Source organism: Pedobacter sp. FW305-3-2-15-E-R2A2 (assembly GCF_038446955.1).
In the GTDB taxonomy this organism is placed as follows: Bacteria; Bacteroidota; Bacteroidia; order Sphingobacteriales; family Sphingobacteriaceae; genus Pedobacter.
The window spans coordinates 794,901-818,809 of the sequence record NZ_CP151803.1 but is presented as its reverse complement, the minus strand read 5'-3'; the positions used below and the strand labels follow the sequence as shown (position 1 = coordinate 818,809).

The following is a 23,909-nucleotide window of genomic DNA, read 5'->3' as shown; positions in this document are numbered from 1 at the left end:
TCCTTTACATTAATCCTTGAAGTAAAAATTTCATCATATTGATGAATATTTGCCTAAAGATGCAATTAAGCTATTATTTTAAAAAAAACCAACTTCGATTTTACATTCAGAATAATAACCTCAGGACTTAACCTCTTCTTAATACGAAGACCCTACATTTGGCCCCAGATCGTGCTTTACACCAGAGTTCTAAACGAAGATATTTTTATGAGCAGTTTATTTATCGGCGACATTCAAGAGGATACCCTGGTTTTTGACCGTATATACGACCAGTATCATCAAGTCATCTATGCCAACATCTTCAAACTCATAAAATCTGAAGCCATCGCCGAAGATATTTTACAAGATGTCTTTTTCTCCCTCTGGGAAAACAGAATGAAAATCGACATACAGAAATCAGTAAGCGGCTGGTTGTTTATTGTGAGTTATAACAAATCACTGAGCATACTTAGAAAAAAAGTTAAAGAAGCCGTAGATTATATAGAAAACTATGACGCTTACGATGACATTTCTGAAGAAATCTTTCTGAACGAGGCCGTCTATGAGTCGCAGTTAAAAATTCTGGAAGAAGCAGTAATTGCCTTACCCCCTCAACGGCAAAAAGTATTCAGGCTTTGTCATTTTGAAGGAAAATCACAGGAAGAGGTGGCAAAAATCCTCGGTCTCTCTACCGCATCTGTCAAGGATTACCTTAAACATTCAAAAAGATTCATCAGGGAATATGTGCTTTCAAAAACTCATTTAAACCAAGCCATAGGCCTCGCTGTAATTTTAACACTTTATTAATAATTCCATAACACCTGCAGGCACCCCCAAAATAAAGATCCCGCGTATTTATATCAGATGGCAGATATAAAGGACACTATAGAAAAATTTTGGAAAGCAGAGCTGGATCAGCAAGGCATCAATAACCTGAATACATCACTTTCAGAAAAAGAGCCTGAGCTTCAGCAACAGCTAAAAACAGATTATGAAGCCATGCTGACTTCAGGAATCGTCTCCCAAAAAATCGATCCTGCATCCTCCTTCAGGATTCTAAAAGCACTTCAATTGAAGATCAACCCTAAAGAGACACCTAAGTTCCGTCTTCGTCCGCTCTTAAAATGGGCTGCCTGTTTATTATTGATTGCTTTTGCTGCCATTTTTGCGATGTACCGTCATCAGCAAGTTCAGCCTGAATTAAAACCTGTGCTGAGTCTCCGCAAACAGGTGGAAGGAAAATATTATGCGAACCATCAGCAAAAGGATATCCGGATTGTCCTTCCAGATGGCTCCATCGTTCTACTTTCTCCAAACAGCAGCATGCAGCATGCTGCGGATTACGGAACAAAAACCAGAAAAATCCAGCTCGATGGAAAAGCAGATTTTAAAGTCGCCAAAGATCCGTCCCATCCTTTTTCAGTCTATGCAGGTCAGGTGGTAACCACCGCATTGGGAACGAGATTTAAAGTGAGTACCCATAGAAAAAACCATGTGATAGTAAAACTGATCGATGGCCGGGTAGTAGTGCATGCTGCTGAACATGGGAAATTCAAAATGAAAGACACTTACCTTAAACCAGGAGAGCAGCTGCAGGTTAACCATACAAACGGCTTGTTAACGCTCAGCAAAAAACAAACACCAGCTAGCCCTGCCAGCTCGGTACAACTTCCACTTTCAACCCTTGAATTTAGACAAGAGAAACTGGCCCTGGTACTCAATGGTCTGGAAAAGCATTACCACATCCGCATCCACTATAACCCAGAGGAGCTAAAGGGACTTTCCTTCACCGGAAAAGTGCTTCCATCCGACGAACTGAAAGATATTCTGAATATCCTATGTACGATGAACGGACTGGAATTTACGGAACAGAACAACCAAATTACGATCAGAAAACCAAGAAATTAATTCGCCCAGCCACCAGATCTGCACACCACAAGGCTTGCGGTAAAGGAGAGCTATGCCCCAGATTTTTAAACAAACAAATGCATAAAAATGAAACCAACACAATTTTTTATCACTAAACTGCTCTTGATCTGTTTGCTGCTCTTAACGGCAGTAACGATCAGGGCGCAACAAAACGATGGACAACTTAATGGGATGGTCACAGATACCAAGGGAAAAATCCTGCCCGGTGTTACGGTGGTCGCCAGCACAAATGGCATACAGAAAACATCGAACACCATCACCAACGACAAAGGAAAATTCCAGCTGAGCGGACTGAAAACAGGTGCCAGTTACGACATTATCTTTTCCTCCGTAGGTTTCCAGAAATACACAGAACATAACTTTGTGATCAAACCCGGAGAAACCAATTCTATCCTTGTCCGATTGGAAGGAAATAACGAGCAGCTCAACGAGATCGTTGTGGTTGGCTATGGCAGTCAGGCCAAAAGAGACATTACCGGTTCTGTAGGTTCCATTTCCGGCGATCAGATTGAAAACCGCTCTATAGGAAGCCTTGACCAGGCGCTGACCGGCAAAGTAGCAGGTTTGAGTGTTTCCAATAATTCCGGAACTCCGGGGGCAGGAATGATGATCCGCGTCCGCGGTGTAGGAACCATCAACAACAGTGAGCCACTTTATGTAGTGGATGGCAACCCCTTCAGCAACATTAACAACCTGGATCCACAAGACATCAAATCTATCGAAATCCTCAAAAGTGCATCCGCAGCAGCCATCTACGGCTCCAGAGGAGCCAATGGTGTGGTATTGGTCACGACAAAAAAAGGAAGCAACGGTGCCATAAAAACAGACCTGAATGTTTTTACCGGAATTCAAACCTTATATAAAAAACTGGAATTAACCGATGCTGCAACCTATGCAAAATATTACAACCAGGCATTGGTAGCCGGCGGACAAAAGCCTGCTTTCCAAGATCCTTCAAGCTATGGAAAGGGAACAGACTGGCAGCATGCGATTTTCCGAAACGCACCAATCAACAAGTACGGCATGGCCTTATCCGGTGGTAAGGATGGGGATGTTTATCGCTTAAGCGGAAGTTATTTAAAACAGAAAGGGATGCTGATCGGAACAGATTACAGCAAACTGGGCTTCTCTCTCAATTCTGCACATCAAATGAAAAAATGGTTAAAGTTCGGCGAGAATTTCAATTATGCCTATACGACTCAAAACAATGTATCCGACTATAACAGCGACTCGAGGGGGATCATCGCCACTGCCCTGCAAATGTCGCCCACTGTTCCGGTAAAAAATCCTGACGGAAGTTATGGCGTTTCTCCTTTTGCGAACACCTACAACCCTGTAGCTGCGGTAGAAAACATACAACACCTGGAAAAGGATTGGCAACTGGCCGGTTCCGTATATGGGCAGGCAGATCTTTTTAAGGGCCTGAATTTCAAATCCCAGTTTAACATCACCGTAGGCAATGGTCGGTCACGGTCTTATACCCCCGTTTATTTCGTCAGCAATTCTCAGAAGGAAGATGTGAGCAGCCTGGAGGAAACAGCTTCGAATCATACGCAATGGGCCTGGGAAAATACCCTTAACTATAACCGTACTTTCGGAGATCACCGTATTGAGGGTTTGCTTGGCTTCACTGGTCAGCATTCTTTCGAATCTTTTATTCGCGCCTATGGTCAAAATTTACCCGCAGATGCTTCCATTACCCCTTCTCTTCAATATCTTGATCTTGCTTCTTCCGGGATGTCAGTTGGTGGTGGCGGTGATGAATGGGGTATGGTATCCTATTATGGCCGGTTAAATTATGATTATAAAAACACCTACCTGGCTACAGTGAATCTTCGCAGGGATGGTTCCTCAAAGTTCGGTGCCAATAACCGCTTTGGAACCTTCCCTTCTTTCTCCCTCGGATGGCGTTTGTCTAATGAGCCTTTCCTAAAAAACATTAGCTTTCTGAATGACCTCAAACTGCGTGGCGGATGGGGTGCACTTGGAAATGCAGGTTCTTTATCTACCAGTGCCACAGTGTCTACCCTGAAAGTAAACATCCCTTATCCATTTGGTGCAGGCAATGGACAAGTGATACACCTTGGTGCCACTCCATCCAGCATTGGAAACCCCGACCTGAAATGGGAAAGTACGGAGGAAACGGACTTCGGGATTGACGCCTCCCTGTTTGAGAACCGCATTACTTTTGCCGCAGATTATTATCACCGTGTCACGACCGGAATATTGATCCAGTTGCCCATCCTTGCCTCTGTAGGTGTTAGGGAAGCGCCTTTTGTAAACGGAGGAAACGTGCTGAACAAGGGTTTTGAATTCACGATGGGTTACCGCAGCGATAAAAGCCGTGATTTCAGTTATGAATTGTCCGCCAATTTTGCACTTAACCATAACGAGGTCACCAGTCTGACCAACGATGGAGCTGCCTTTTATGCCGGAGAGATCAGCAGTGGTGTGGATGTCAGTAAAACAGCAGTAGGACATCCAATCGGTTCATTTTATGGTTACGTAACCGATGGCATTTTTCAAAATCAGCAACAAATTAACCAGGCAGCAAAACAACCGGGTGCAGCACCTGGCGATATTCGTTTTAAAGACCTTAACGGCGATGGGATAGTGGATGATAAAGACCAGACCTATATCGGGAGTCCCTGGGCAAAATATACCTATGGTTTTTCCGCCAACTTCTTCTACAAAAACATAGACCTGGCCATCGGCATCAACGGACGTGGAGGCAACCAAATCTATACTGCCTGGAAACACAGCAGTAATGCTTCAGGCATCTCCAATTACTATGCGCCGGATAAGCTGAAATCCTGGACTGGCGAGGGTTCCACCAATACAGAGCCCAGGGTAAACATTCTGGATCCCAACAACAATATGCGTCCTTCAAACCGATGGATCCAAAGTGGTGCTTTCCTTCGCATCAACAGTCTGCAACTCGGTTATTCCCTACCCAAATCACCACTGGAAAAACTGGGAATCAGCAGGATCCGCTTTTATTTAGGTGCCGAAAACCTGCTCACGTTCACAAAATACGACGGATATGACCCGGAAGTTGGAATGCGCGATGGTAATGATGGAGATCCGCTTGATGTAGGGATAGACAGGGCTTACTATCCAAGACCGCGTACTTTTTCTGCAGGTCTGAATGTCAGTTTTTAAAAATTAACCTATTCAAATAAAAAAAGAGATGAAATTTATACTTACCACTTGCCTGCTGCTATTTGTACTTACTTTTTCCGGATGTAAAAAACTCCTGGAAATTGAGCCGCAAGGCAGACAAACCACCGCAACTTTCTTTACCACTCCTGCTACCGCCAGACAAGGATTGATTGCCGCTTATAAAACCCTGCAATCTAACTACCGGACCAATTACCCCGGTTATGTAAGGTGGGTATTTGGAGATGTCTGTTCTGATGATACCCGCGCAAACGGAGGCGACAACCCGGATATGATCCAGGTAGAATATTTTGTAGCCAACTCTACCAATCCATTTTTTGAAAATGCCTGGTCTACTTTGTATCAGGGAATTCATGCCAGCAACCTTGTTGTCGAAAAATCACCACTCGTGCAAGGCATGGACGAGGCGACAAAAAGTACTTACGTAGCGGAAGGCAAATTTCTACGCGCCTATTATTATTTCAATCTGGTACAAATTTTCGGAGGGGTTCCACTGATGCTTCAGGAAAAATTAAGCGATTACAATATCCCCAGGAATTCAAAACAGGAAATCTACAGTCAGATTGAAAAAGACTTGCTGGAAGCTGAACCGAACCTTCCTAACAGGGATGCCCAGGATAAAGCCGATTATGGTCGCGCCACTAAAGGTGCTGCACAGGCCTTACTGGCCAGAGTTTACCTGATGCAGGGAAAATTTACAGAAACAGAAACCTGGACTAAAAAAATCATCGACAGCAGGAAATACAGCCTGGATCCGGTTTATTATCATCTTTTCACCATTGATGGCGAATATGGTCCGGAAAGCATTTTTGAAATCAATTTCCAGTATGATGCCCGCTTCTATGATGAGGAAGGTTCCGGTGATGGAGATGGCAGAACAAGGGGCCCGCTTTCTTATGGCTGGGGATATGATGCCCCGACCCAGGACCTGGTGGATGCTTTCGAGCCTATGGATCCACGCAAAAAAGCAACGGTCTATAAAACGGGCGATATTTTACCAGATGGCACTATCGCTGATGTAGGTACCAGTCCTACCGGATACCTGTGTACAAAATACCTGATCCTGAAAAATGAAATGCCGGATCAGCCGAAAAGCTCCGGCAAGGATCAAAATGTATTCCGCCTGGGGCATATCCTCCTTTGGTATGCAGAAGCGGCAAATGAAAATGGACGTCCTAATGAAGCACTCAATGCTTTAAATGAGGTTAGAAAACGGGCAAGGGAAGGAAATAACCAGATTTTACCGGATGTAACCACATTAGACAAGTCACAATTGCGTGAAGCGATCTGGAAGGAACAACGGGTGGAATATGCGACCGAGGTATTCCGTTTCTTTGATCTCCTGAGAACCAACAGAGCAGCAAAAGTCCTTGGCGATTATGCCAAAAAATATAACGACCAGAAAGGCAGGGAATTTAAAGCCAGTATTAACGAATTGTTTCCGGTTCCGCAATCTCAGATTAATTTAAGTCGTGGGGTGCTTAAGCAGAATCCCGGATATTAATTTTATTTTAGTAATATGAAAAGATACTTCATCATCGCCTTATGCTTCTTCAGTATCTCCGGATATGCACAGGATAAACCAGCTCCGGCAAAAAAGATCAGGAACATTATATTTATGATCGGGGACGGCATGGGGACCACACAAATCTATGCCGGACTTACCGCCAATAAAGGTAAACTAAATCTGGAGCGCTTTAAATGTATTGGCTTTTCAAAAACCAATTCTGCCAGTGATTACATCACAGAATCGGCCGCGGGGGCTACTGCTTTTGCGATCGGTGAAAAGACCTATAATGGGGCAATTGGCGTAGATACGCTGAAGCGGGCAAAGCCAACCATTATGGAAATTGCAAAGAAAAATGGATTGTCGACCGGCATTGTGGTCACCACTGATGTTACTGATGCCACGCCTGCCACCTTTGCAAGTCATCAGCCTTCCCGTGAACTGTCAGCGGAAATTGCTGCAGAATATGTCCATTCAGGTTTAGATGTGCTGATCGGTGCAGGGGTATCTCATTTTAATGATCGAAAAGATGGACGTAACCTGATCAACGAGTTCGAGAAAAAAGGATATCAGTTTAAGTCAACTACTGCGGAGATTGTCCAGGTTAAAAGTGGCAAACTAATCGGGCTGGTAAAAGAAGATCGGATCGCCCAGCGAAAAGATCAGCTGCTGCAAACGGAAAAAACCGCCATTTCTATATTGAAACAGAATTCGAAAGGTTTTTTTCTGATGGTAGAGGGTTCCAAGATTGACGATGGCGGTCATGCCAATGACCTGCCTTATGTAACCGAAGAACTGATTGACTTTGATCAGGCCATAGGTGCTGCACTGGATTTTGCAGAAAAAGACGGGCAGACCTTGGTGGTAGTTACTGCTGATCATGAAACCGGCGGGCTGACGATTACCGACGGCAATCTGAAAACAGGAGCAATCAGCGGCAAGTTCTCTACCGACGACCATACAGGCGTAATGGTTCCTGTGTTCGCCTTTGGCCCGGGAGCAGAAAGCTTCATGGGAATTTATGATAACCATACCATTTTTGCGAAATTCAGGAAACTGATAAATTTCAAATAGTTGCTTCACAAAGCCAGAGAGAAAGTAGTCATTAACCGGCGGCTACTTTCTCTCTGGCATTTGGATTCAACTCCTTCCGGTAGGGCTCTTTTCCGCAGGATAGAAAAGAACAGGGGTTACTAAAATCATTTTTTGGTATCAATTGCAGACACTAACAAACACCGGCATGTCAGTAAACCTGAAACGATTAACCACACTCCCATTTCTGATCTGTTTATTTCTGCTGCTGCTCAACGACTTTTATCTTAAGGCCGCTTTTCATAATGCATTTACCGGGAAACTGTCAGATTTCTGCGGGTTGTTTATCTTTCCCATATTCTGGTCAGCACTATTCCCAAACAGAAAACCGGCGGTATATATCTTAACTGCTTTATTTTTCATTTACTGGAAAAGCAGCTATTCAGATCCATTCATTCAGTTGTTTAGTGAGTATCTGTTTACGGTGCAAAGAACAGTAGACTTTAGCGATCTGTTTGCTCTCATCGTCTTACCTTTAAGCTGGTATGCGCAATCCCTTCCTCAAAAAAGAACGTATTTCAACCCCGAACTCGCCGCGCTGATCGTCTTTTTTTCATTTTGTGCTACCTCTAAGCCCGAGCCACCTTCCCTCTATTTTGAACAGCCACAATATGCATTGTTTCCATCGCCAGTTCACCTAACCGATAGCAATTCAGTAGATCAGGGCTTCAGGATTTACAATTTTGACACCTTACTTGTCATTCAGGTGGAGGAGATTCGAATGGATAGAGATCCCATAAAAAATGACGACTTTAATAAGAACCTGATTTTGAAAGATCTGGATAAAAGAATTTTAAGCGAATTATCCCGTCAGTATAAGGACATTCCGCCCAACCAAATCAACCGGTTAACGATCGAAACAAAGGACTACCAGGATCAGTTAATTTTCAAGGGAAGCCGGCTGCATGGCAAATTCTTAAGAAAAAACAAGGAACAAATCCTGATAGATGGTCAATTTAAAAATGGCATCGAGGATTCTGTATGGACATTTAATCCCCCATCCACACACACCACCGTCAAAAAAACTTTTAATAAAGGGGAAACCGTCCTGATCGAGGAATATGCATCTTCAAAACTGGTCTCCTCCAAAAGTCCAATGACCAGAAAGGATACGAATCTGTTTAAAGGCCTTCAACTTGCGATGATTTTCGGCCTTTTCATTGCCGTGGTCATACAATTACGACGAAACCACAAAAACACGCTTCCAAATGCGACGGCTATAAAAATAGGATACAAGATTTTACTTTGTATTTCTTTGCCATTATTAAGCTGGATCATACAATTCATCATCTGGACATTGATTCCCGATCATTATACCGCTTCTTTTCAGCAAGTCGCAGCACTGTTTCTGATCTACTTAGCAGGTCTTCCTTTTTTTGCTGTGCTCCTGTTTTGGCTTAAGCCACGCAAGCAAACGGATATCTTGTGGTACTGCTTGTTATTGAGTTTATTGTTTGTATTTTGGCAGGAGGCGATGATGCTAGACTTGCTTTTAGAAAAATAGAGGGCATTCCATGCAGGACAAACTAAGGGAACATATAGAAAAAATAGTACCACTCAGTGAGGAGGAGTTTGCCTTTGTGTCTGCTCATTTTACTGCCAAAAAGTTCAAGAAACATCAGTTTCTTATTCAGGAGGGCGATGTAGTGAAATATTCATATTTTGTAGTATCCGGACTTCTAAAGCTCGTACATACTGATGATTCCGGAAAAGAGTATATCATTTCCTTTGCGATGGAGGATTGGTGGACGAGTGATTATTACGCCTATTATACTAAAACTGAAGCGAGCATGTCGCTGGAATGTCTTGAAGATACTGAAGTCCTTTGCCTTACATTTGAAGATTACCAAAAGCTATGTGATGGCCTTCAAAAGATAGAACGTTTTTTTCTCGAAAAATCTAATTACGGTTATCTTGGTGCTCAGCGACGTATACTGTCGTTAATTACCTCCAATGCAAAAGAGCGTTATGAGCAATTGCTTAAACAGCAGCCTTCATTATTTCAGCGCGTTCCAAAATCACTGATAGCATCCTATCTGGGCGTTTCCAGAGAAACCCTGAGCAGATTTTCCCGTTAGTACAACAAATACTTTTTGTGACAAACCTCACACGATAATCGTGAGTAATGTCACCTTTAAAATCCTTGTATTCCCAGCAACTTTGTATTGTTAATTAAATCCAGCCATGGAAAAACCATGGCAACAAAAATTCAAAGAAAATGGAAAAACAAAGTATCAATCCCTGGAAATGGCAGGATCAGCGCAGTTATGTGCAAGCAGTAGAAGTAAAACAAGTAACAGGGACACTCTATGTTTCCGGACAGACCGCGATCAACGCTGATGGGCAGTCCAGTACAGCCGACATGAAAACACAATTGATAGAATCCATACAAAATCTGGAACAGGTCATCAATGAAGCTGGTTATGAGTGCAAAAATATTGTACGCTTAAATATCTACACCACCTCAACCCCAGAACTCTGGCCCCACTTCCCTATTCTTCAGGATTGGATCGCTCAACATGAGATTAAACAGGCAACGACCTTGTTAGAAGTAAAAAGTCTTTTTGAAACACTAACCGTTGAACTGGAAGCCACCGTGGTCAGATAAAACTGGGCCAGTCCTTATTTTGGAATTGGTCTATTCTTCGTCCATGCCCTTGCCGTAATTTTGTGTCAACAAAAAATCTTATCAATACCTAAGAAATGAAGACACGAATTAACATTGCGAAAGTAGAGCCGACAGGATATAACGCCATTCTTGGATTAGAGAAATTCATAGAAAGCACACCGCTGACAAGGACACATAAAGAGCTGATTAAAATCAGAGCTTCGCAAATAAACGGATGCGCTTTTTGTATCGACATGCACACCAAAGAAGCCCGTAAAGCTGGTGAAACAGAACAACGCATTTATGCACTCAATGCCTGGCGTGAGACTCCGTTTTTTTCTGAGGAAGAACAGGCCATATTAGCCTTAACAGAAGAAGTAACCTTAATCAGCCATCATGTATCTGATGAAACCTACGAGCAAGCAGAGAAAGTACTGGGCGAGACATACCTGGCCCAGGTGATCTTAGCCATTATTACCATCAATGCATGGAACAGAATTGGCATCGCGACTAAACTAATGCCAGTCTAACCTCAATACCGGAAACCTAAAAAAGAAGCTGTCTCAAAATTGAGGCGGTTTCTTTTTTGATAAATCCACGATCTTTTTTCGTCACTAAGAAATACATTAATCAAATTTCTTAAAATCGCAGGTGTTCAATAGATACACACAAATCGCTGCACAGAAACACGTCATCCCCCCGTAAACGACGTTAAAACGCTTCGTCAACTCAAACGACTTTAACATTTGTGGCTTAACTATAAACATCTGTGACCTATTTTATAATGTCAGTTATCCAAATTAGCTCCAGTGGTATTTTACCATTTAACCAAATATAAAACATCCCTGAAATGAAAAAAAACATCTTAAAGATTGCTATTGCAATTCTATTGCTGGCCGGTTGTGCTAAAAATCAAACCCAACCAGAATTCAACTCCGAAACTATCGCAGACAAACAACAACTTACAAACGCAGCGATTTTAGCCACAGCGACGATCGACGCAGGCACCCTGCAACAAAAAATCCAGGGATTTGGGGGAGCAAGCATTTTGGCCTGGATCGCAGACCTTACCAGTGATCAGCGAACTAAAGCTTTCTCAACAACTTCTGGTATAGGGCTAAGCATACTTCGTGTCATGGTTCCCAGGAGTAGCAGCAGTTTTGCAGCTGAAAAACCAACCATAGACGCTGCTAAAAGTTTTGGTGCTAAAGTGATCGCGCAGGCTTGGGACGCCCCCTCCGGTATGATGACCGGAGTACATTTAAACCCTGCCTCGTATGCTGCTTATGCAGCCCATCTAAGTGCGTATAATACAGCTGTAGGCGGTGTTTACGCCATTAGTCCATTTAATGAGCCCAATTACTCGCCATCAGGATGGATGGAAGGTACCGCAACGGAGGTCGCAAATTTCGTTGCCGCCCAGGGAAGCAATTGCGGCGCACCAATTGCCGGACCAGAACCACTTAATATGGGCCAGACTTTCATCAACACTTATTTATCAAATGCCACTGCAAAATCCAAAACCAGTTTTGTGTCCGGCCATATCTATGGTGCCACACCTTATAATTTAGGAAATATTGGCAAAGAAGTCTGGATGACGGAACATTATACCAATTCCAGTATCAGCGGTAACGATTGGGGAAATGCAATGAATGCGGCCAAAGAAATACATGACTGTATGAATGTAGGCTGGTCCGCATATGTATGGTGGTATATCCGCAGATTCTACGGACCTATTGATGAAAGCAGCAACATCACCAAACTTGGTTATGTGATGGCGCAATATGCAAGATATGTCCGTCCCGGATACAATAAAATAGCCTGTTCACCAAACCCTTCATCAGGCGTTTATGTTACAGCTTATAAAAGCGGAACAAAATTAGTTGTTGTTATTGTCAACCAGAACGCTGCGACGACCTATCAAGACTTTAACTTCAGTGGTATTACCGTCGCCGGCTTCAATCGTTATTTTACCACCAGCTCGGCTAACCTAAGTACAAACAGTTTTGCTGTAACAGGTAGCAACTTCGGAATTAACCTCGCTCCTTCCAGCGTAACTACACTGGTATCTTATTAACTAACAAGAAGCTGCCTCAAATTGAGGCGGTTTCTTGTTTTGGTTTACACCAATTCCATTTCCATCAATGCTCTCACTTTTTGATGTGAGCTGTCTATTGATGTCCTATATTTCTCTGCATCAAAAGATTCTCCGTTAATCGCAATCACATGAATATTGCTAATCCCAATAATATTAAACACGGTCTTTAAATAGTCGGTCTGAAAGTCGATGTGTTCGTTGTATCCTCCTTTTTCATATCCCTGTGCCCCTCTGGCCAGCAATAGAAATACGGTTTTATTTTCAAGAAGACCAATATATGGGTTTTGCATATCGTCTGGATTTCGCTTCCAGGTTTCGTTAACCCTCACCACCTGGTCGATATAAGCTTTGAGTGCACTTGGAATTGACCAATTGTACATCGGAGTGCCAAGCACAATCACATCTGCTTCCTTCAATTCGGATATATATACATCGCTTATCTTTAAAGCCTCAATTTCCTGCTCAGACCTATTTTCTGCAGGTTTGAAAGCCGCAGCAATCCAATTTTCATTGATATGGGGCACATCGGCATTTCCAAGCTCACGAAACCTGATCACCGGATTGCTATGGATACTTTTCCAGTGGTCAACAAATACTTCGGTAAGCTTTCTACTTTGAGATCTCCCTGTTCTTGCGCTCGAGTTAATGACTAATACTTTCTTCATTTTTATAATTTTAGACAAAACTAAAGCACCATTGGGTTATATTTGCATACCAATTCTCATAAACACTACAGCCCAGATGTTACCCTACAAATCATTAATTCAGGTTGATCGAAATGCTGCTGTAACCCTCTACATACAGGTCTGCAATAGTTTCATCGCATTGATTACCGATGGGACATTACAGCCATCCGATCTATTGCCAAGTTCCCGCATACTCGCAGAATTGATCGGCATTAATAGAAACACAGTAAAACTGGCTTATGAAGAATTGATTAGTCAGGGTTGGGCCGAATCTATTGAACGTAAGGGCGTCTTTGTGCTTTCCAGCCTGCCCATCCTCTCTAAAGCCAAAATACCCGAAGCCAATAACAACAAGGCTCCTCAGGAAGCTTTTATATGGACCAATAGATTTAAAACTTCGATCCCGAGCAAGAACCTCCAGAAAAACATTCTTACCATTGACGATGGTTTTCCTGATGTACGCCTGGCACCGATAGATCAGCTCATGCGCGAATACAGAAGCATTTCCAGAAAATTCTATGGAAAAAACTTCTTGAAATATGGCAGTTCTAAAGGATCAGAACATCTTCGGGAATCTATTTGCAAGTACCTTTCCAATACCAGAGGCCTGGTGGTTTCCTCTGAAAACATCCTGATCACAAAAGGCAGTCAGATGGGGATCTATTTAGCAGCCCAACTCCTGCTCCAGCCTACAGATCATATTGCTGTTGGTATTTCAAACTATTTATGTGCGGACGAGACTTTCAGACAAACCGGAGCAAACCTTTTGCGGATCCCTATCGACGACAATGGAATGGACATTGATCATCTCGAAGAACTTTTGCAGGACAAAAAAATAAAAGCGGTTTATATCATCCCTCACCATCATTGTCCCACAACGGTAACCATGAGCATGGAGCGGAGGTTAAAATTACTAAAGCTCGCAAAGGAACACCGTTTTGCCATTATAGAAGACGACTATGATTTTGATTTCCATTACGACAATAAACCCTACGTGCCTTTGGCAAGTATTGACCACAATCAAAATGTAATTTACATCGGTTCGGTTACTAAAACTTTTGCTCCTGCCCTGAGGATTGGATTTCTGGTGGGTCCGCCGGCATTTGTGGAAGCCGCAGCTGCATTGAGAGAGTTAATAGACAGACAAGGAGATACGGTATTAGAGGAAGCATTTGCCCTGATGTTTGACAATGGAGAAATGGACCGGTATTTCCGGAAATCACTAAAAATATATAAGCAACGCAGGAACCATTTTTGTGAGCTGCTCAAAGCTGACTTTAACGAAGAGATCAGTTTCAAAATACCGGAAGGAGGACTTGCGGTATGGTCAATTTTTGATCAAAAGATCGATTTGATCAAAATGTCTGAAGCCGCCTTGAAAAAGGGACTGTTTATCGACGATGGAATTTTTTATAAGAATGAATCTTTCTCTACCAATGGACTCAGAATGGGCTTCGCTTCACTGGAAGAAAATGAAATGATAGCGGCGCTTAAAATTCTGAAAACAATTATCCATTAAGTCTGCTGGGCCATCCTTTATTTCGGGACTGGTATATTTAGCAACCAGGTCATTGCCCTAATTTTATGGCAAATAAAATATTATGGACAATACTTATCAGGTTAAAATAATCAAGACAGATGCGGAGATTCAACAATGCTGGGAAGTTGCTTTTTTGCTAAGGCCACACCTGAAGAAAAACAACTGGTCGTCCACGATTTCTGAGATGATGCAAAATGAAAAATACAGCATCGCCGGAATCATAGCCGATGATCAAGTCGTTGCTTTTGCAGGATATCGTGTAATGACCTCGTTGCACAGTGGAAACATCATATATATTGACGATCTCTCCACACTGGAATCTTATAGAGGGAGAGGTTTTGCTTCTCAGTTATTAGCCCATGTACGCGCCATCGCAATATCAACTCATATGGATGCCGTAGTTCTTGATACAGGTTTCGATAACCATACCGCGCAAAAATTGTATTTAAAAAACGGATTTCAATTCTCTGCTGTTCATCTCAGTGCCTATTTAAAATAGGTAGAATTGATCAGAAAGAGGGTGCCGAAACACCCTCTTTTTATGCGATAGCTGCTTTCAATAATTCATTAGTCGCATTTAACTGCCTGTACCGGTTAAACAGCATAAAAACGAGACCGATCAGCAAGATTAAACTGAGATTTGCTACACCGAGCAATACCTGACTTTTAACGGCATATAAATTTGCAAAACCATAACTAAAAACGGAACTGATCATATACATGCCTCCTCCGGTAAGCCCACTTGCTACTCCTGCATTCTTTGAAAAACGACTGAGGCAATACCCATAAATGATGTTAAAAATAAAGCCACTGCAGAGATGAATACCGAGGGTAAAACCGATCAACGTATAAATATTGGTACCAAAGGGAGCAGTAAAGATCATCAATAATACAAAAATGAATTGTATGCCCAGAGCGGTAATGACCTTCTTAACCAAAGGTTGTTTGATCAGTGATTTGGCAATGATTCCTCCTGTCATGATTGACAAACCAGACAACAATGAACTGTAACCGGTAGTCACTGCGGAATAACCAAACACACGTTCTATGATAAAGGGGCTCGACAAACTGTAAATCACAATCAGGCCAAAACAAATACCGATCATCAACAAACCCAGGATAAAATCAGTTGTTTTTAACATACTGCTATAGGTCTGTACAATTGACTTCATTTTAAAGGGATTAAAATGTTTTAAAGATTCGCCACTGTAAATGAGTTCCAGGATCAAAAAGAGCAGCGACAGTCCACCAAGGAAATAAAAATTGGATCTCCAGCCCAGGATACTTTGCAAATATCCCCCTAAAAACGGGGCCATAATTGGTGCACAAGCCCAGATAATCGCAAATAAGCTGATGTAATTCTTTAATTTCTCTCCCGAATAAATATCCACAAAATAGGCACGTTTTCCGACTACAATAAGTGCAATTGTAATCCCCTGGATAATCCGCATTGCATAAATCACATAAATATCTGATGCCAGAGCAATGATAAAACTCGTCAGAGAGAACAGCGCCAATGAGATGATGCTAATCCTGAAACGTCCAAAACTATCCAGTATACTGCCAATAAAAATCTGGCTTAGGCCAATGCTAAACATAAACAACACCAATGAAAGCTGGATCGCAGAAGAAGACACATGGAGGTCCTTTGCCATTGCCGGAAGAGAAGGTAAATAAATATCCGTAGCAAATCCCGACAATGGGATCAATGAAAGGGCAAGTATGGTACTAAATCCCTGATGGTTTTCCTTTAAAACTCTCATCATCTTTTAAGCCGTCAACGGTTCACCATGTGCAGCTTCAGAAACACTTTTCCATTCTTCAAAGCTGGCCAAACGTTCCTGATACGCTTCCTTCACTGCTGGATAAGCAAATGCCCCCAACAATAACCTCAGTGGTGGATTAGCTGCATCTACTAATTTTAGGATGGCTTCTGCAGTAGCTTCCGGCTGTCCAAAAAAGCCAGGAATGGAGGCGGCTTGCTGAAAGGCTTCCTTTACCGGATTATAAATCTCCATACTCTTGGTTTGAAATGCGGAATCGCCAGACCAGTTGGTGGCATAGCCATTAGGCTCCACCAGGGAAACATTGATGCCGAAAGCCTTTACTTCCGAGGCCAGTGTTTCCGTTAAGCCTTCTACTGCAAACTTGGAGGCATTGTAAATCCCCAATACCGGAACTGTGATCAGGCCCAGATAACTTGATACCTGGATGATGTGACCAGATTTTTGAGCACGCATTACTGGCAATACGGCTTGTGTTAACCAAAGTACCCCAAAGAAATTAGTTTCCATTTGGCTCCTGGCTTCCTGCTCAGAAGTTTCTTCAACTGTACCAAACAATCCATATCCTGCATTATTGATCAGTACATCAATTCTTCCAAAATGTTCCTTCGCCTTGTTCACCGCTGCAAAACTGGCTTCACGATCGTTCACATCCAGCTGAAGCGGCAATACCTGATCCCCATATTCATCCGCCAGATCTTGAAGTGCTGCGATGCTTCTACCTGTTGCCACGACCTTATCGCCACGTTTTAAAAATGCTTCTGCCCAGATTTTTCCAAACCCTCTCGATGCTCCTGTGATTAAAATTACTTTTGACATAGTTTTCTTTTTTAGTTTTTAAGATTCGATAATACAAAATAGACCAATCGGTCTTTATTAGAGTAAAAAAAATTATATTAACCAGCCATCAAATTCGTGCTGGATAGCATCCAATACGATCCGCATTTGTTCATTGCTTTCTAACACTCTTCCACATAGGATTGCTCCTTCTATCATGGCAAAAACTTTTATGCTGAAATTCTTTGGGTCCAGATCTGATGATATTTCATTGTTGGCAATCCCATTGGCCAGGATGTCAAAAAATCTTTTCTGAGCCGAGCGGATTACCTTTTTTACATTTTCTTTCATGCCGGGATGGGTATCATCCGCTTCCACACCAAAATTCAGGATGGGGCAACCACCTTCAGTTTTAATTCCTTTATAAGCGTTCAGTAAGTTAGAAAATTTCTCTTTTGCAGTTTGTCCAAGTAATACGGCCCGATCTAACTGCTGCGCTAAGTTCTCTGTCAGGTATAAAAAAGACTCGGAACAAATCTCATCCTTACTTTCGAAGTTCCCATAAATGCCTCCTTTGGCTAGCTTTGTAGCCTCCATGATGTCGCTGAGAGAAGTACCGGCCATTCCTTTTTTGTTAATAATAGGTGCCGATTGTTCAATAATAAATCTTCTGGTTCGTTCTGCTTTATTCATGAAAATGATTTGACGACACAAAAATAAACCATTCGGTCTATTCCTGTAAGTTATTTTTACTTATTTTACTTTCTACAGATTATTCTATTTCAATATAAACGCCCCGGATAAATTTTCCAGGGCGTTTATATTGCACGCGATAAAACTATTGATTTAGAGATTGTATTTTTTGGAGTTCTTCAATGATCTGATCACCACGAAGATTTCTGGCAATGATCTTTCCATTTGGATCCAACAGAAAATTAGAAGGTACAGAATGGACATTATACTGCTTTGCAACTGTTCCATTATCCAGTACATTTTTCCATATCAGGTGATCTTCTTTTAAAGCTTTTACCCAGGATGGTTTACTCGTATCTATCGAAATCCCCAACACGTCGAAATTCTTATCCTTAAATTGCTCATAGGCTTTAACCACATTTGGGTTCTCCGCTCTGCAGGGAACGCACCAGCTTGCCCAGAAATCAATGAGTACATATTTACCTTTATAGGATGATAAGGAGAGCTCATTGCCTGATGAATCAGGAAGAGTAAATGCTGAAGCCATTTTCCCGAGCCCGATTACCTCATCTTCTTCAAGCAATAAGCGGAATTTTTCACCCGCTTTTGTTGCCCGAAGCTCCGGGCTTAACTTGTCGAAAATGACCCTTGCCCTTTCTGAAGGCAAGCCATGTCTGAATGCTTCCGATGCGAGCCAAAGACTATAGAAATTGGAAGGATGGGCAAAAATATGTTTCTTTTCCTCTGCCCTGATCAGGTCCCCCACTTCCCCATGCTGCTGATTTAGTATTTTCATGCGGTTCAGCACTTCATCCTTGTTGCTTTGCGCGGAATCATGAAGCAAAGCCTCCTGTTTAAAATAAAGGGATACAATTTTACTTGCAGAATCACTCAGCGAACTGATTTGCTTTTCAAATGCAATCCTTTCCTTGTTTAAAGCGGAACCTTCCATTTTTGCATCCGGTAAACTGTCCACATGAAAGTTCAATACACTATTCCCTTTTTCGATGAAGCAATTGTATACCCGGCTATATCCTGTAGGCTTTGCAGTACCTACCTTGCAGTATACTTCCGCCCATACCGGCTCGCTGATCCTGCCGGAGAAACTAAAACTGCCATTTAAAACTCGGGCAGAATCCGCGAACGAATTATCCTGAAAGAGGTAGAGATAAACTTTCGCCTCATTTTTTTCAAGTCCCCTCACCCTGCCTTTCAAAGTATAGTTAGGAACAGGGCGCTTTTGCGCGAGGGAAAAAAAGGGCAATCCAATAGCCCATAAGGCTAAAGCCAGACAGTAAGTGTACGCAGTTTTCATATGTTTATTTATGTAATTTTAATTGTAACCAGGATTTTGTTTCAGTTTTCCATTGAGCAGTATTTCTGTTCTTGGAACAGGATAAAGTGCAGCGATACTTGTCCACAAACCAGGTTTCACCAGGTTCATGACCTGATCAACATGACCAAGTCTTTTTAAATTGAACCAGCGGTCCCCCCATTCAAAGCATAGCTCCAATCTTCTTTCTTTTTCGATATGGGTTAAGACCTCTTCCCGGGGCATGGAGGTCGACAGGCCGCTCAGACCGGCCCTGTTTCTGATCTTATTCAAATCTTCAACAGCGGCTCCCGTCTGGTTGAGCATGGCCCTTGCCTCAGCCTGGATCAGGTATTGTTCCGCTAATCGCAGTACCATGGTGAATTCTTTATAATCCGGGGATTCATCCGTCAGCCTGTATTTATAGATGCGTGATTCGCCACCAGCTTCTGTAGCTCGTCTGACATAATTAAAGGCCCGTTTATCGCCAGGTTCAAAAGCGTTCAGCAGGCCATATTCCGGATCATCACTTACTGCATAGCTATTGTAATATTCTGTTAATGCATTATAGCCCAATGACGTACCAATGTTATTCCAAAACTGAAAAATGGCCTCCTCGCTGTTGGCGTAAAAAATATTCATTACTGCATTCGAAGAATTGGTTCCCTGCATTTCGCCAAGGCGGTATTTTTGCGTATTTGCGATAATTTCCGAAGATTTCAATTCTGCCTTTTCCCAGTCTTTCAAATACAGGTAGACTCTGGCCAGCATGGCTTTTGCCACCCATTTATTTGCCCGGACACGACCCTCTGTGGGGTAGTTATCCGTTAATGAAGCTTCAGCCATCAACAAGTCCTCCAGAATCTGCTGGTAGACTAAAATACTGGATTCACGGGGAAATTCCGCCGATTTCTTATAATCGGTACTCGTTACCAAGGGCACATCTCCGAAAAAGTTAACCAGATAAAAATAAGCAAAAGCACGTATAAATCTGGCTTCCGCAGCACACTTCAACTTTCCGGCATCACTCATTCCTGACGAAGCGGCAACACCTTCTATAATAGAATTCGATATAAAAATAAGATTGTAGCTTTCCGTCCAAAAACTGTTCGTCACCGCATCACCGGGATTGATGTTGTTTTTATACATATCCGTATAAAGTAAATTAAAACTCTCCTTTCCCGGTTTAAGCTCATCAGAAGAGAATCCGGTAGACAATGGTATTTCCTGGCTATAAGCATAACTGCTGGCCAGCTTAAAATACATTCCAACAACCACACTATCCGCCGACCTGTCGTTCGAAAAAGCCTGTTTTGAAGTTTTTATCAATTTTGGTTCTACATCAAGCAGCTTCTTACAGGAAGTGCTAAGCGAAGTTAAACCGGCCAGTAATGCAAGTGTATATGGTAATTTATTAAATTTCATAATTCATCAATTAAAATGTGGTTTTCAATCCAAGGGTTAACGTTCTGAGCAGTGGCATACTGATCCCACTTTCAGGGTCTAATCCCGGGTACCTGGTAATCGTAAAAAGATTGTTTGCCAATACATACAAATGCAGGTTTTTCATTCCTATTTTACCCGCTTGTTTTTTGGAAAAATCATAAGAGAGCGACACATTCGATAGCCTGATGTAAGAATTGTCGTATAAAGCAGCCCTGGAAGAATTAAAATAATAGCTCTCTGCATAATTCGTACTGTAAGCGAGCATATCTGTTAACTGCCCGGGAGCTTGCCAGCGATCTAGTAATAACCGCGGCTGATTCTTGACGTCCGAGCCCGGAGCCAGGTAAACTGCTGATCCCAGGCTCCCTTTTTTGAAACTGAAAAATACCCCCAATTCAAAACGCTTATAAGAAAAACTATTGTTAAAGCCTCCATAGAATGAGGGAAGGGAACTGCCTAATGCAATGTAGTCATCGGTATTGATGGTTCCATTTCCGTCTATATCTCTCACCATCACCTTTCCGTTTTCAGGATTAATGCCCAAATAATCGTAGCCCCATTGCAAGTTAAGTGACTTTCCTATTTCATATGTATTGCTGTAAGATGAGCTGGCCAGATTCGGAAATTCCAATAACCTATTCGCTGCAAAGGTCAGATTGGCGTCCGTTTTCCATTTAAAATCTGCTTTATTCAGTATCGTAGCATTCAATGTAAATTCCCAGCCACTGTTCTGGACTAAGGCATCAAGGTTTTCGACTACACTACTTTGCCCGGTCTGTCCTGGCAGCGGGTAAGAAACCAATTGATTTCCGGAGCGGTTGCGGTAATAATTTACGGTAAAACTAAGCTTATCCTCCATGAAGCCAAGTTCAAGCGCCAACTCCATCTTTTTATTTTTTTCCCACTGATATCCCTGGTTAAAAAGATTGGTAGGATACAAACCGACATTCTGATATTTAGAGTAGGTTTTAATGTAGTTCACGTAATAGGCAAAATCACCCACATTGTCATTACCGGTTAAACCATAACTTCCCCTCAGCTTCCCAAAGCTCAGGAAACCAAGATTATCTTTTAACCATAGCTGTTGAGAAAAGATCCATGCAGCACCAATTGAATAGAAATTTCCAAAACGGCTGGCTGGCGCAAAACGCGACGAACCATCCCGTCTGAGTGTGAAGTTCAGGATATATTCACTATTATAATTATATCCTAAACGTGTGAAAGCAGAAAGAAAGCGATATTGATTTTGCGTCTGTGAGGTATCAATTGTTCCGGCAGCCGAAATATCCCGCAGTTTAGTATCATCTGAAAACCGGAAGGCACTCAACAACAGATTATCAGACTTATTTTCGATATAAGTCCCTCCAATCAGTGCGTTAAATGTACTTTTACCTGCACGAAAGAAATAATCTGCATGTGGCTCGAAAGTGAAAGAATTATTCTCATTATTTACAAATGAGGCATTTCCCATAGGGTTATAGGAAGTCGGATTGATCGAAGCAATTGGATTCAACATCGTTTGATCTACCCGGATATCGTTATAACCCAGGCTTGCTTTTATATTTAAATCAGGCAGCACTTTATATCCTATTAGCAAATTGGAATTAAAGTTTTTTGATTTCGTCATCATCGTCCTCAGCGATGCAGCAACGGGATTAGGGATTGCCCAGTTCAGGGAACCGTCCTCATTATAAAGTGAAAAATTTGGAGGGAGGTTGTAAAAGGATCCTGGATCGAGTGCAATCGCAGAATTTCTATCAGAAGCATAATTTAAAGACATTGCAGCGGTCAGTTTCTGATCTTTTGAATTATAATCCAGATTCAGTCTGCCATTGGCGATTTTGAGTCCGTCTTTATCATTATACACCGTTTTCTCGTCGCGGTAACCTCCCCCAAGCATAAACCTGATCTGGTCAGTTCCTCCCGACAGATTGAGTTCAGCATTACTCGTTCTTGCCGTTTTTCCAAAAAATGCTTTCTGCCAGTTGGTGTATTTCGTCTGGCTCCATTTGGTCAGGTCAGGATAAGAAGCTTCGGTAATCTCAACCCCGGAGTTCTGTGCAGCCTGACGCCTCATGGTCAGATACTCGTCTGTATTCATCATATCCACAAAATTTGGCACCCTTGCCATGGTATGAACGACATCCATATTTACCGACAGTTTACCTCCTTTCCCACGTTTCGTGGTAATCAGCACCACCCCGTTTGCTGCACGTGCCCCATATATTGCAGTTGCGTCGGCATCCTTTAAAATTTCAATGTTGGCGATAGATGCAGGATCGATACTTTTAAAAGGACTATCAAAAGAAGACCCATAGGTTTGCCCGATATTGGAAAGTGTAGCCATAGAGTTCGAGACAAAGGGTACTCCATCTACAATATATAAGGGGTTTTGTGCCCTCCCATCGAGGTTAAGTGTATTTACACCACGTATCTGTATTTTCACCTGTGCACCAGGCAGACCACTATTCATGGTCACCAGTACTCCGGCGGCACGTCCCTGCAAAGCAGCAAGTGGATCCGCCGTCGGCGTTTTTTCCAAAATAGCTGAAGAAATCCCCACAGTAGATCCCGTGCTGTTTCTTTTTGAAGTCTTTTCTCCATAGGCGAGCACATGTACTTCTTCCAGCACACTTAAAACTTGTTTTAACCGGACAGAAATGGGAGATACCAGCCCTTTTGCCCGAAGCTCCAGCTTTTCATATCCGATATAACTAAACATCAGCATTTCATCATCAGCTACATCAGCAATGTAAAATGAACCGTCTTCAGCGCTACGGTAAGCTTTACCCGTTTTCTTTAAAACAACAGATACTCCAGACAATGGACCGTTTTCGCCCTTTACCATCCCGGTAAGAGCAATCCTGTCTGCAAAATCAGGATCTTTACTCTGCTCTTTTACTTTTTTCTTTTTTTGAACAATGATCGTTTTGTTTTCCAGGAGGTAGGTTAAAGGAAGGTCTTTCAGCACCTGCTGAAGCACCTCATCCAGGCGAACATTTACGAAATCCACATTGATCTTTTCAGCATCATATAAATCGTTGCTGGAAAACACCACATCGTAACCTGTCTGTTTTTGGATTGCTGTAAAAATTTGTTTTAATGTCGCATTTTTTTGAACTATAGTGATTTGTTGGGCAAATCCGGAGCTGTACATTCCGGCTACACAGGCTATCGTTAAAATAACCTTTAAATTAATCCTGTGCAGGAGTTTTAGAAAATTAAAAAGATGGTGATAAGCTTGGTTTGGTTTGGTCATTATGTAATAGTTTAGGTTT

General features: G+C 42.3%; 19 protein-coding genes. 12 read left to right on the top strand and 7 right to left on the bottom strand.

Annotated features, from left to right (window positions below):
* The first annotated feature begins 207 nt into the window (after window positions 1–207).
* The 10 genes from AAFF35_RS03210 (at window position 208) to AAFF35_RS03165 (ending at window position 12,372) form a co-directional block, all read left to right on the top strand.
* Window positions 208–786 (top strand): sigma-70 family RNA polymerase sigma factor, encoded by a 579-nt coding sequence (locus tag AAFF35_RS03210; RefSeq protein WP_342330952.1) that lies wholly within the window; start codon window positions 208–210, stop codon window positions 784–786.
* A 57-nt stretch (window positions 787–843) separates the two neighbouring features.
* Complete coding sequence (locus AAFF35_RS03205; protein ID WP_342330951.1) at window positions 844–1,887, top strand: FecR family protein; 1,044 nt, start codon at window positions 844–846, stop codon at window positions 1,885–1,887.
* An 87-nt stretch (window positions 1,888–1,974) separates the two neighbouring features.
* Window positions 1,975–5,070: a TonB-dependent receptor gene (locus AAFF35_RS03200; protein WP_342330949.1), complete on the top strand. Its 3,096-nt coding sequence runs from the start codon at window positions 1,975–1,977 to the stop codon at window positions 5,068–5,070.
* 28 nt (window positions 5,071–5,098) lie between these two features.
* Window positions 5,099–6,592, top strand: coding sequence for a RagB/SusD family nutrient uptake outer membrane protein (locus AAFF35_RS03195; RefSeq protein ID WP_342330947.1), 1,494 nt, complete (start codon window positions 5,099–5,101; stop codon window positions 6,590–6,592).
* Window positions 6,593–6,607: 15 nt separating this feature from the next.
* Window positions 6,608–7,669: an alkaline phosphatase gene (locus tag AAFF35_RS03190; RefSeq protein ID WP_342330945.1), complete on the top strand. Its 1,062-nt coding sequence runs from the start codon at window positions 6,608–6,610 to the stop codon at window positions 7,667–7,669.
* Window positions 7,670–7,835: 166 nt separating this feature from the next.
* Window positions 7,836–9,191 carry a hypothetical protein gene (locus tag AAFF35_RS03185; protein WP_342330944.1) on the top strand — a complete coding sequence of 452 codons (1,356 nt, stop codon included), beginning with the start codon at window positions 7,836–7,838 and terminating at the stop codon, window positions 9,189–9,191.
* Window positions 9,192–9,201: 10 nt separating this feature from the next.
* Window positions 9,202–9,765, top strand: a complete 564-nt coding sequence (locus AAFF35_RS03180; RefSeq protein ID WP_342330942.1) for a Crp/Fnr family transcriptional regulator — start codon at window positions 9,202–9,204, stop codon at window positions 9,763–9,765.
* Window positions 9,766–9,905: 140 nt separating this feature from the next.
* Entirely contained in the window at window positions 9,906–10,295 is a 390-nt protein-coding gene (locus tag AAFF35_RS03175; protein ID WP_342330941.1) for a RidA family protein, read from the top strand.
* Between the two features lie 95 nt (window positions 10,296–10,390).
* On the top strand, window positions 10,391–10,825 hold the full coding sequence (locus AAFF35_RS03170) for a carboxymuconolactone decarboxylase family protein (protein ID WP_342330939.1): 435 nt from the start codon (window positions 10,391–10,393) through the stop codon (window positions 10,823–10,825).
* A gap of 320 nt (window positions 10,826–11,145) precedes the next feature.
* Window positions 11,146–12,372 carry a hypothetical protein gene (locus AAFF35_RS03165; protein ID WP_342330937.1) on the top strand — a complete coding sequence of 409 codons (1,227 nt, stop codon included), beginning with the start codon at window positions 11,146–11,148 and terminating at the stop codon, window positions 12,370–12,372.
* A 44-nt stretch (window positions 12,373–12,416) separates the two neighbouring features.
* On the opposite strand, the gene AAFF35_RS03160 is transcribed toward AAFF35_RS03165, so the two are convergent.
* Complete coding sequence (locus AAFF35_RS03160) at window positions 12,417–13,058, bottom strand: NAD(P)H-dependent oxidoreductase (RefSeq protein WP_342330935.1); 642 nt, start codon at window positions 13,056–13,058, stop codon at window positions 12,417–12,419.
* Window positions 13,059–13,134: 76 nt separating this feature from the next.
* On the opposite strand from AAFF35_RS03160, the gene AAFF35_RS03155 reads away from it, so the two are divergent.
* Both AAFF35_RS03155 and AAFF35_RS03150 read left to right on the top strand, forming a co-directional pair.
* Complete coding sequence (locus tag AAFF35_RS03155) at window positions 13,135–14,598, top strand: PLP-dependent aminotransferase family protein (RefSeq protein WP_342330933.1); 1,464 nt, start codon at window positions 13,135–13,137, stop codon at window positions 14,596–14,598.
* An 82-nt stretch (window positions 14,599–14,680) separates the two neighbouring features.
* The gene (locus AAFF35_RS03150) at window positions 14,681–15,118 is read left to right on the top strand and encodes a GNAT family N-acetyltransferase (RefSeq protein WP_342330931.1); all 438 of its coding nucleotides are present in this window, start codon (window positions 14,681–14,683) and stop codon (window positions 15,116–15,118) included.
* 40 nt (window positions 15,119–15,158) lie between these two features.
* Here AAFF35_RS03150 and AAFF35_RS03145 read toward each other — a convergent pair whose 3' ends face one another.
* The 6 genes from AAFF35_RS03145 to AAFF35_RS03120 form a co-directional block, all read right to left on the bottom strand.
* Window positions 15,159–16,385, bottom strand: a complete 1,227-nt coding sequence (locus tag AAFF35_RS03145; RefSeq protein ID WP_342330929.1) for an MFS transporter — start codon at window positions 16,383–16,385, stop codon at window positions 15,159–15,161.
* A gap of 3 nt (window positions 16,386–16,388) precedes the next feature.
* Complete coding sequence (locus tag AAFF35_RS03140) at window positions 16,389–17,222, bottom strand: SDR family NAD(P)-dependent oxidoreductase (RefSeq protein ID WP_342330927.1); 834 nt, start codon at window positions 17,220–17,222, stop codon at window positions 16,389–16,391.
* A gap of 72 nt (window positions 17,223–17,294) precedes the next feature.
* Entirely contained in the window at window positions 17,295–17,873 is a 579-nt protein-coding gene (locus AAFF35_RS03135) for a TetR/AcrR family transcriptional regulator (RefSeq protein ID WP_342330926.1), read from the bottom strand.
* 145 nt (window positions 17,874–18,018) lie between these two features.
* Window positions 18,019–19,188 (bottom strand): TlpA disulfide reductase family protein, encoded by a 1,170-nt coding sequence (locus AAFF35_RS03130; RefSeq protein ID WP_342330924.1) that lies wholly within the window; start codon window positions 19,186–19,188, stop codon window positions 18,019–18,021.
* Between the two features lie 18 nt (window positions 19,189–19,206).
* Window positions 19,207–20,610 (bottom strand): RagB/SusD family nutrient uptake outer membrane protein, encoded by a 1,404-nt coding sequence (locus AAFF35_RS03125; RefSeq protein ID WP_342330922.1) that lies wholly within the window; start codon window positions 20,608–20,610, stop codon window positions 19,207–19,209.
* A gap of 10 nt (window positions 20,611–20,620) precedes the next feature.
* Window positions 20,621–23,890 carry a SusC/RagA family TonB-linked outer membrane protein gene (locus AAFF35_RS03120; RefSeq protein WP_342330921.1) on the bottom strand — a complete coding sequence of 1,090 codons (3,270 nt, stop codon included), beginning with the start codon at window positions 23,888–23,890 and terminating at the stop codon, window positions 20,621–20,623.
* Window positions 23,891–23,909 lie beyond the last annotated feature (19 nt).

Bases quoted from the DNA above. Each gene is read 5' to 3' on its own strand.
- AAFF35_RS03125 (WP_342330922.1), bottom strand. From the start codon at position 20,610: ATGAAATTTAATAAATTACCATATACACTTGCATTACTGGCCGGTTTA.
- AAFF35_RS03160 (WP_342330935.1), bottom strand. From the start codon at position 13,058: ATGAAGAAAGTATTAGTCATTAACTCGAGCGCAAGAACAGGGAGATCT.
- AAFF35_RS03205 (WP_342330951.1), top strand. From the start codon at position 844: ATGGCAGATATAAAGGACACTATAGAAAAATTTTGGAAAGCAGAGCTG.
- AAFF35_RS03120 (WP_342330921.1), bottom strand. From the start codon at position 23,890: ATGACCAAACCAAACCAAGCTTATCACCATCTTTTTAATTTTCTAAAA.
- AAFF35_RS03150 (WP_342330931.1), top strand. From the start codon at position 14,681: ATGGACAATACTTATCAGGTTAAAATAATCAAGACAGATGCGGAGATT.
- AAFF35_RS03140 (WP_342330927.1), bottom strand. From the start codon at position 17,222: ATGTCAAAAGTAATTTTAATCACAGGAGCATCGAGAGGGTTTGGAAAA.
- AAFF35_RS03175 (WP_342330941.1), top strand. From the start codon at position 9,906: ATGGAAAAACAAAGTATCAATCCCTGGAAATGGCAGGATCAGCGCAGT.
- AAFF35_RS03190 (WP_342330945.1), top strand. From the start codon at position 6,608: ATGAAAAGATACTTCATCATCGCCTTATGCTTCTTCAGTATCTCCGGA.
- AAFF35_RS03170 (WP_342330939.1), top strand. From the start codon at position 10,391: ATGAAGACACGAATTAACATTGCGAAAGTAGAGCCGACAGGATATAAC.
- AAFF35_RS03165 (WP_342330937.1), top strand. From the start codon at position 11,146: ATGAAAAAAAACATCTTAAAGATTGCTATTGCAATTCTATTGCTGGCC.
- AAFF35_RS03200 (WP_342330949.1), top strand. From the start codon at position 1,975: ATGAAACCAACACAATTTTTTATCACTAAACTGCTCTTGATCTGTTTG.
- AAFF35_RS03155 (WP_342330933.1), top strand. From the start codon at position 13,135: ATGTTACCCTACAAATCATTAATTCAGGTTGATCGAAATGCTGCTGTA.
- AAFF35_RS03135 (WP_342330926.1), bottom strand. From the start codon at position 17,873: ATGAATAAAGCAGAACGAACCAGAAGATTTATTATTGAACAATCGGCA.
- AAFF35_RS03130 (WP_342330924.1), bottom strand. From the start codon at position 19,188: ATGAAAACTGCGTACACTTACTGTCTGGCTTTAGCCTTATGGGCTATT.
- AAFF35_RS03185 (WP_342330944.1), top strand. From the start codon at position 7,836: ATGTCAGTAAACCTGAAACGATTAACCACACTCCCATTTCTGATCTGT.
- AAFF35_RS03180 (WP_342330942.1), top strand. From the start codon at position 9,202: ATGCAGGACAAACTAAGGGAACATATAGAAAAAATAGTACCACTCAGT.
- AAFF35_RS03210 (WP_342330952.1), top strand. From the start codon at position 208: ATGAGCAGTTTATTTATCGGCGACATTCAAGAGGATACCCTGGTTTTT.
- AAFF35_RS03195 (WP_342330947.1), top strand. From the start codon at position 5,099: ATGAAATTTATACTTACCACTTGCCTGCTGCTATTTGTACTTACTTTT.
- AAFF35_RS03145 (WP_342330929.1), bottom strand. From the start codon at position 16,385: ATGATGAGAGTTTTAAAGGAAAACCATCAGGGATTTAGTACCATACTT.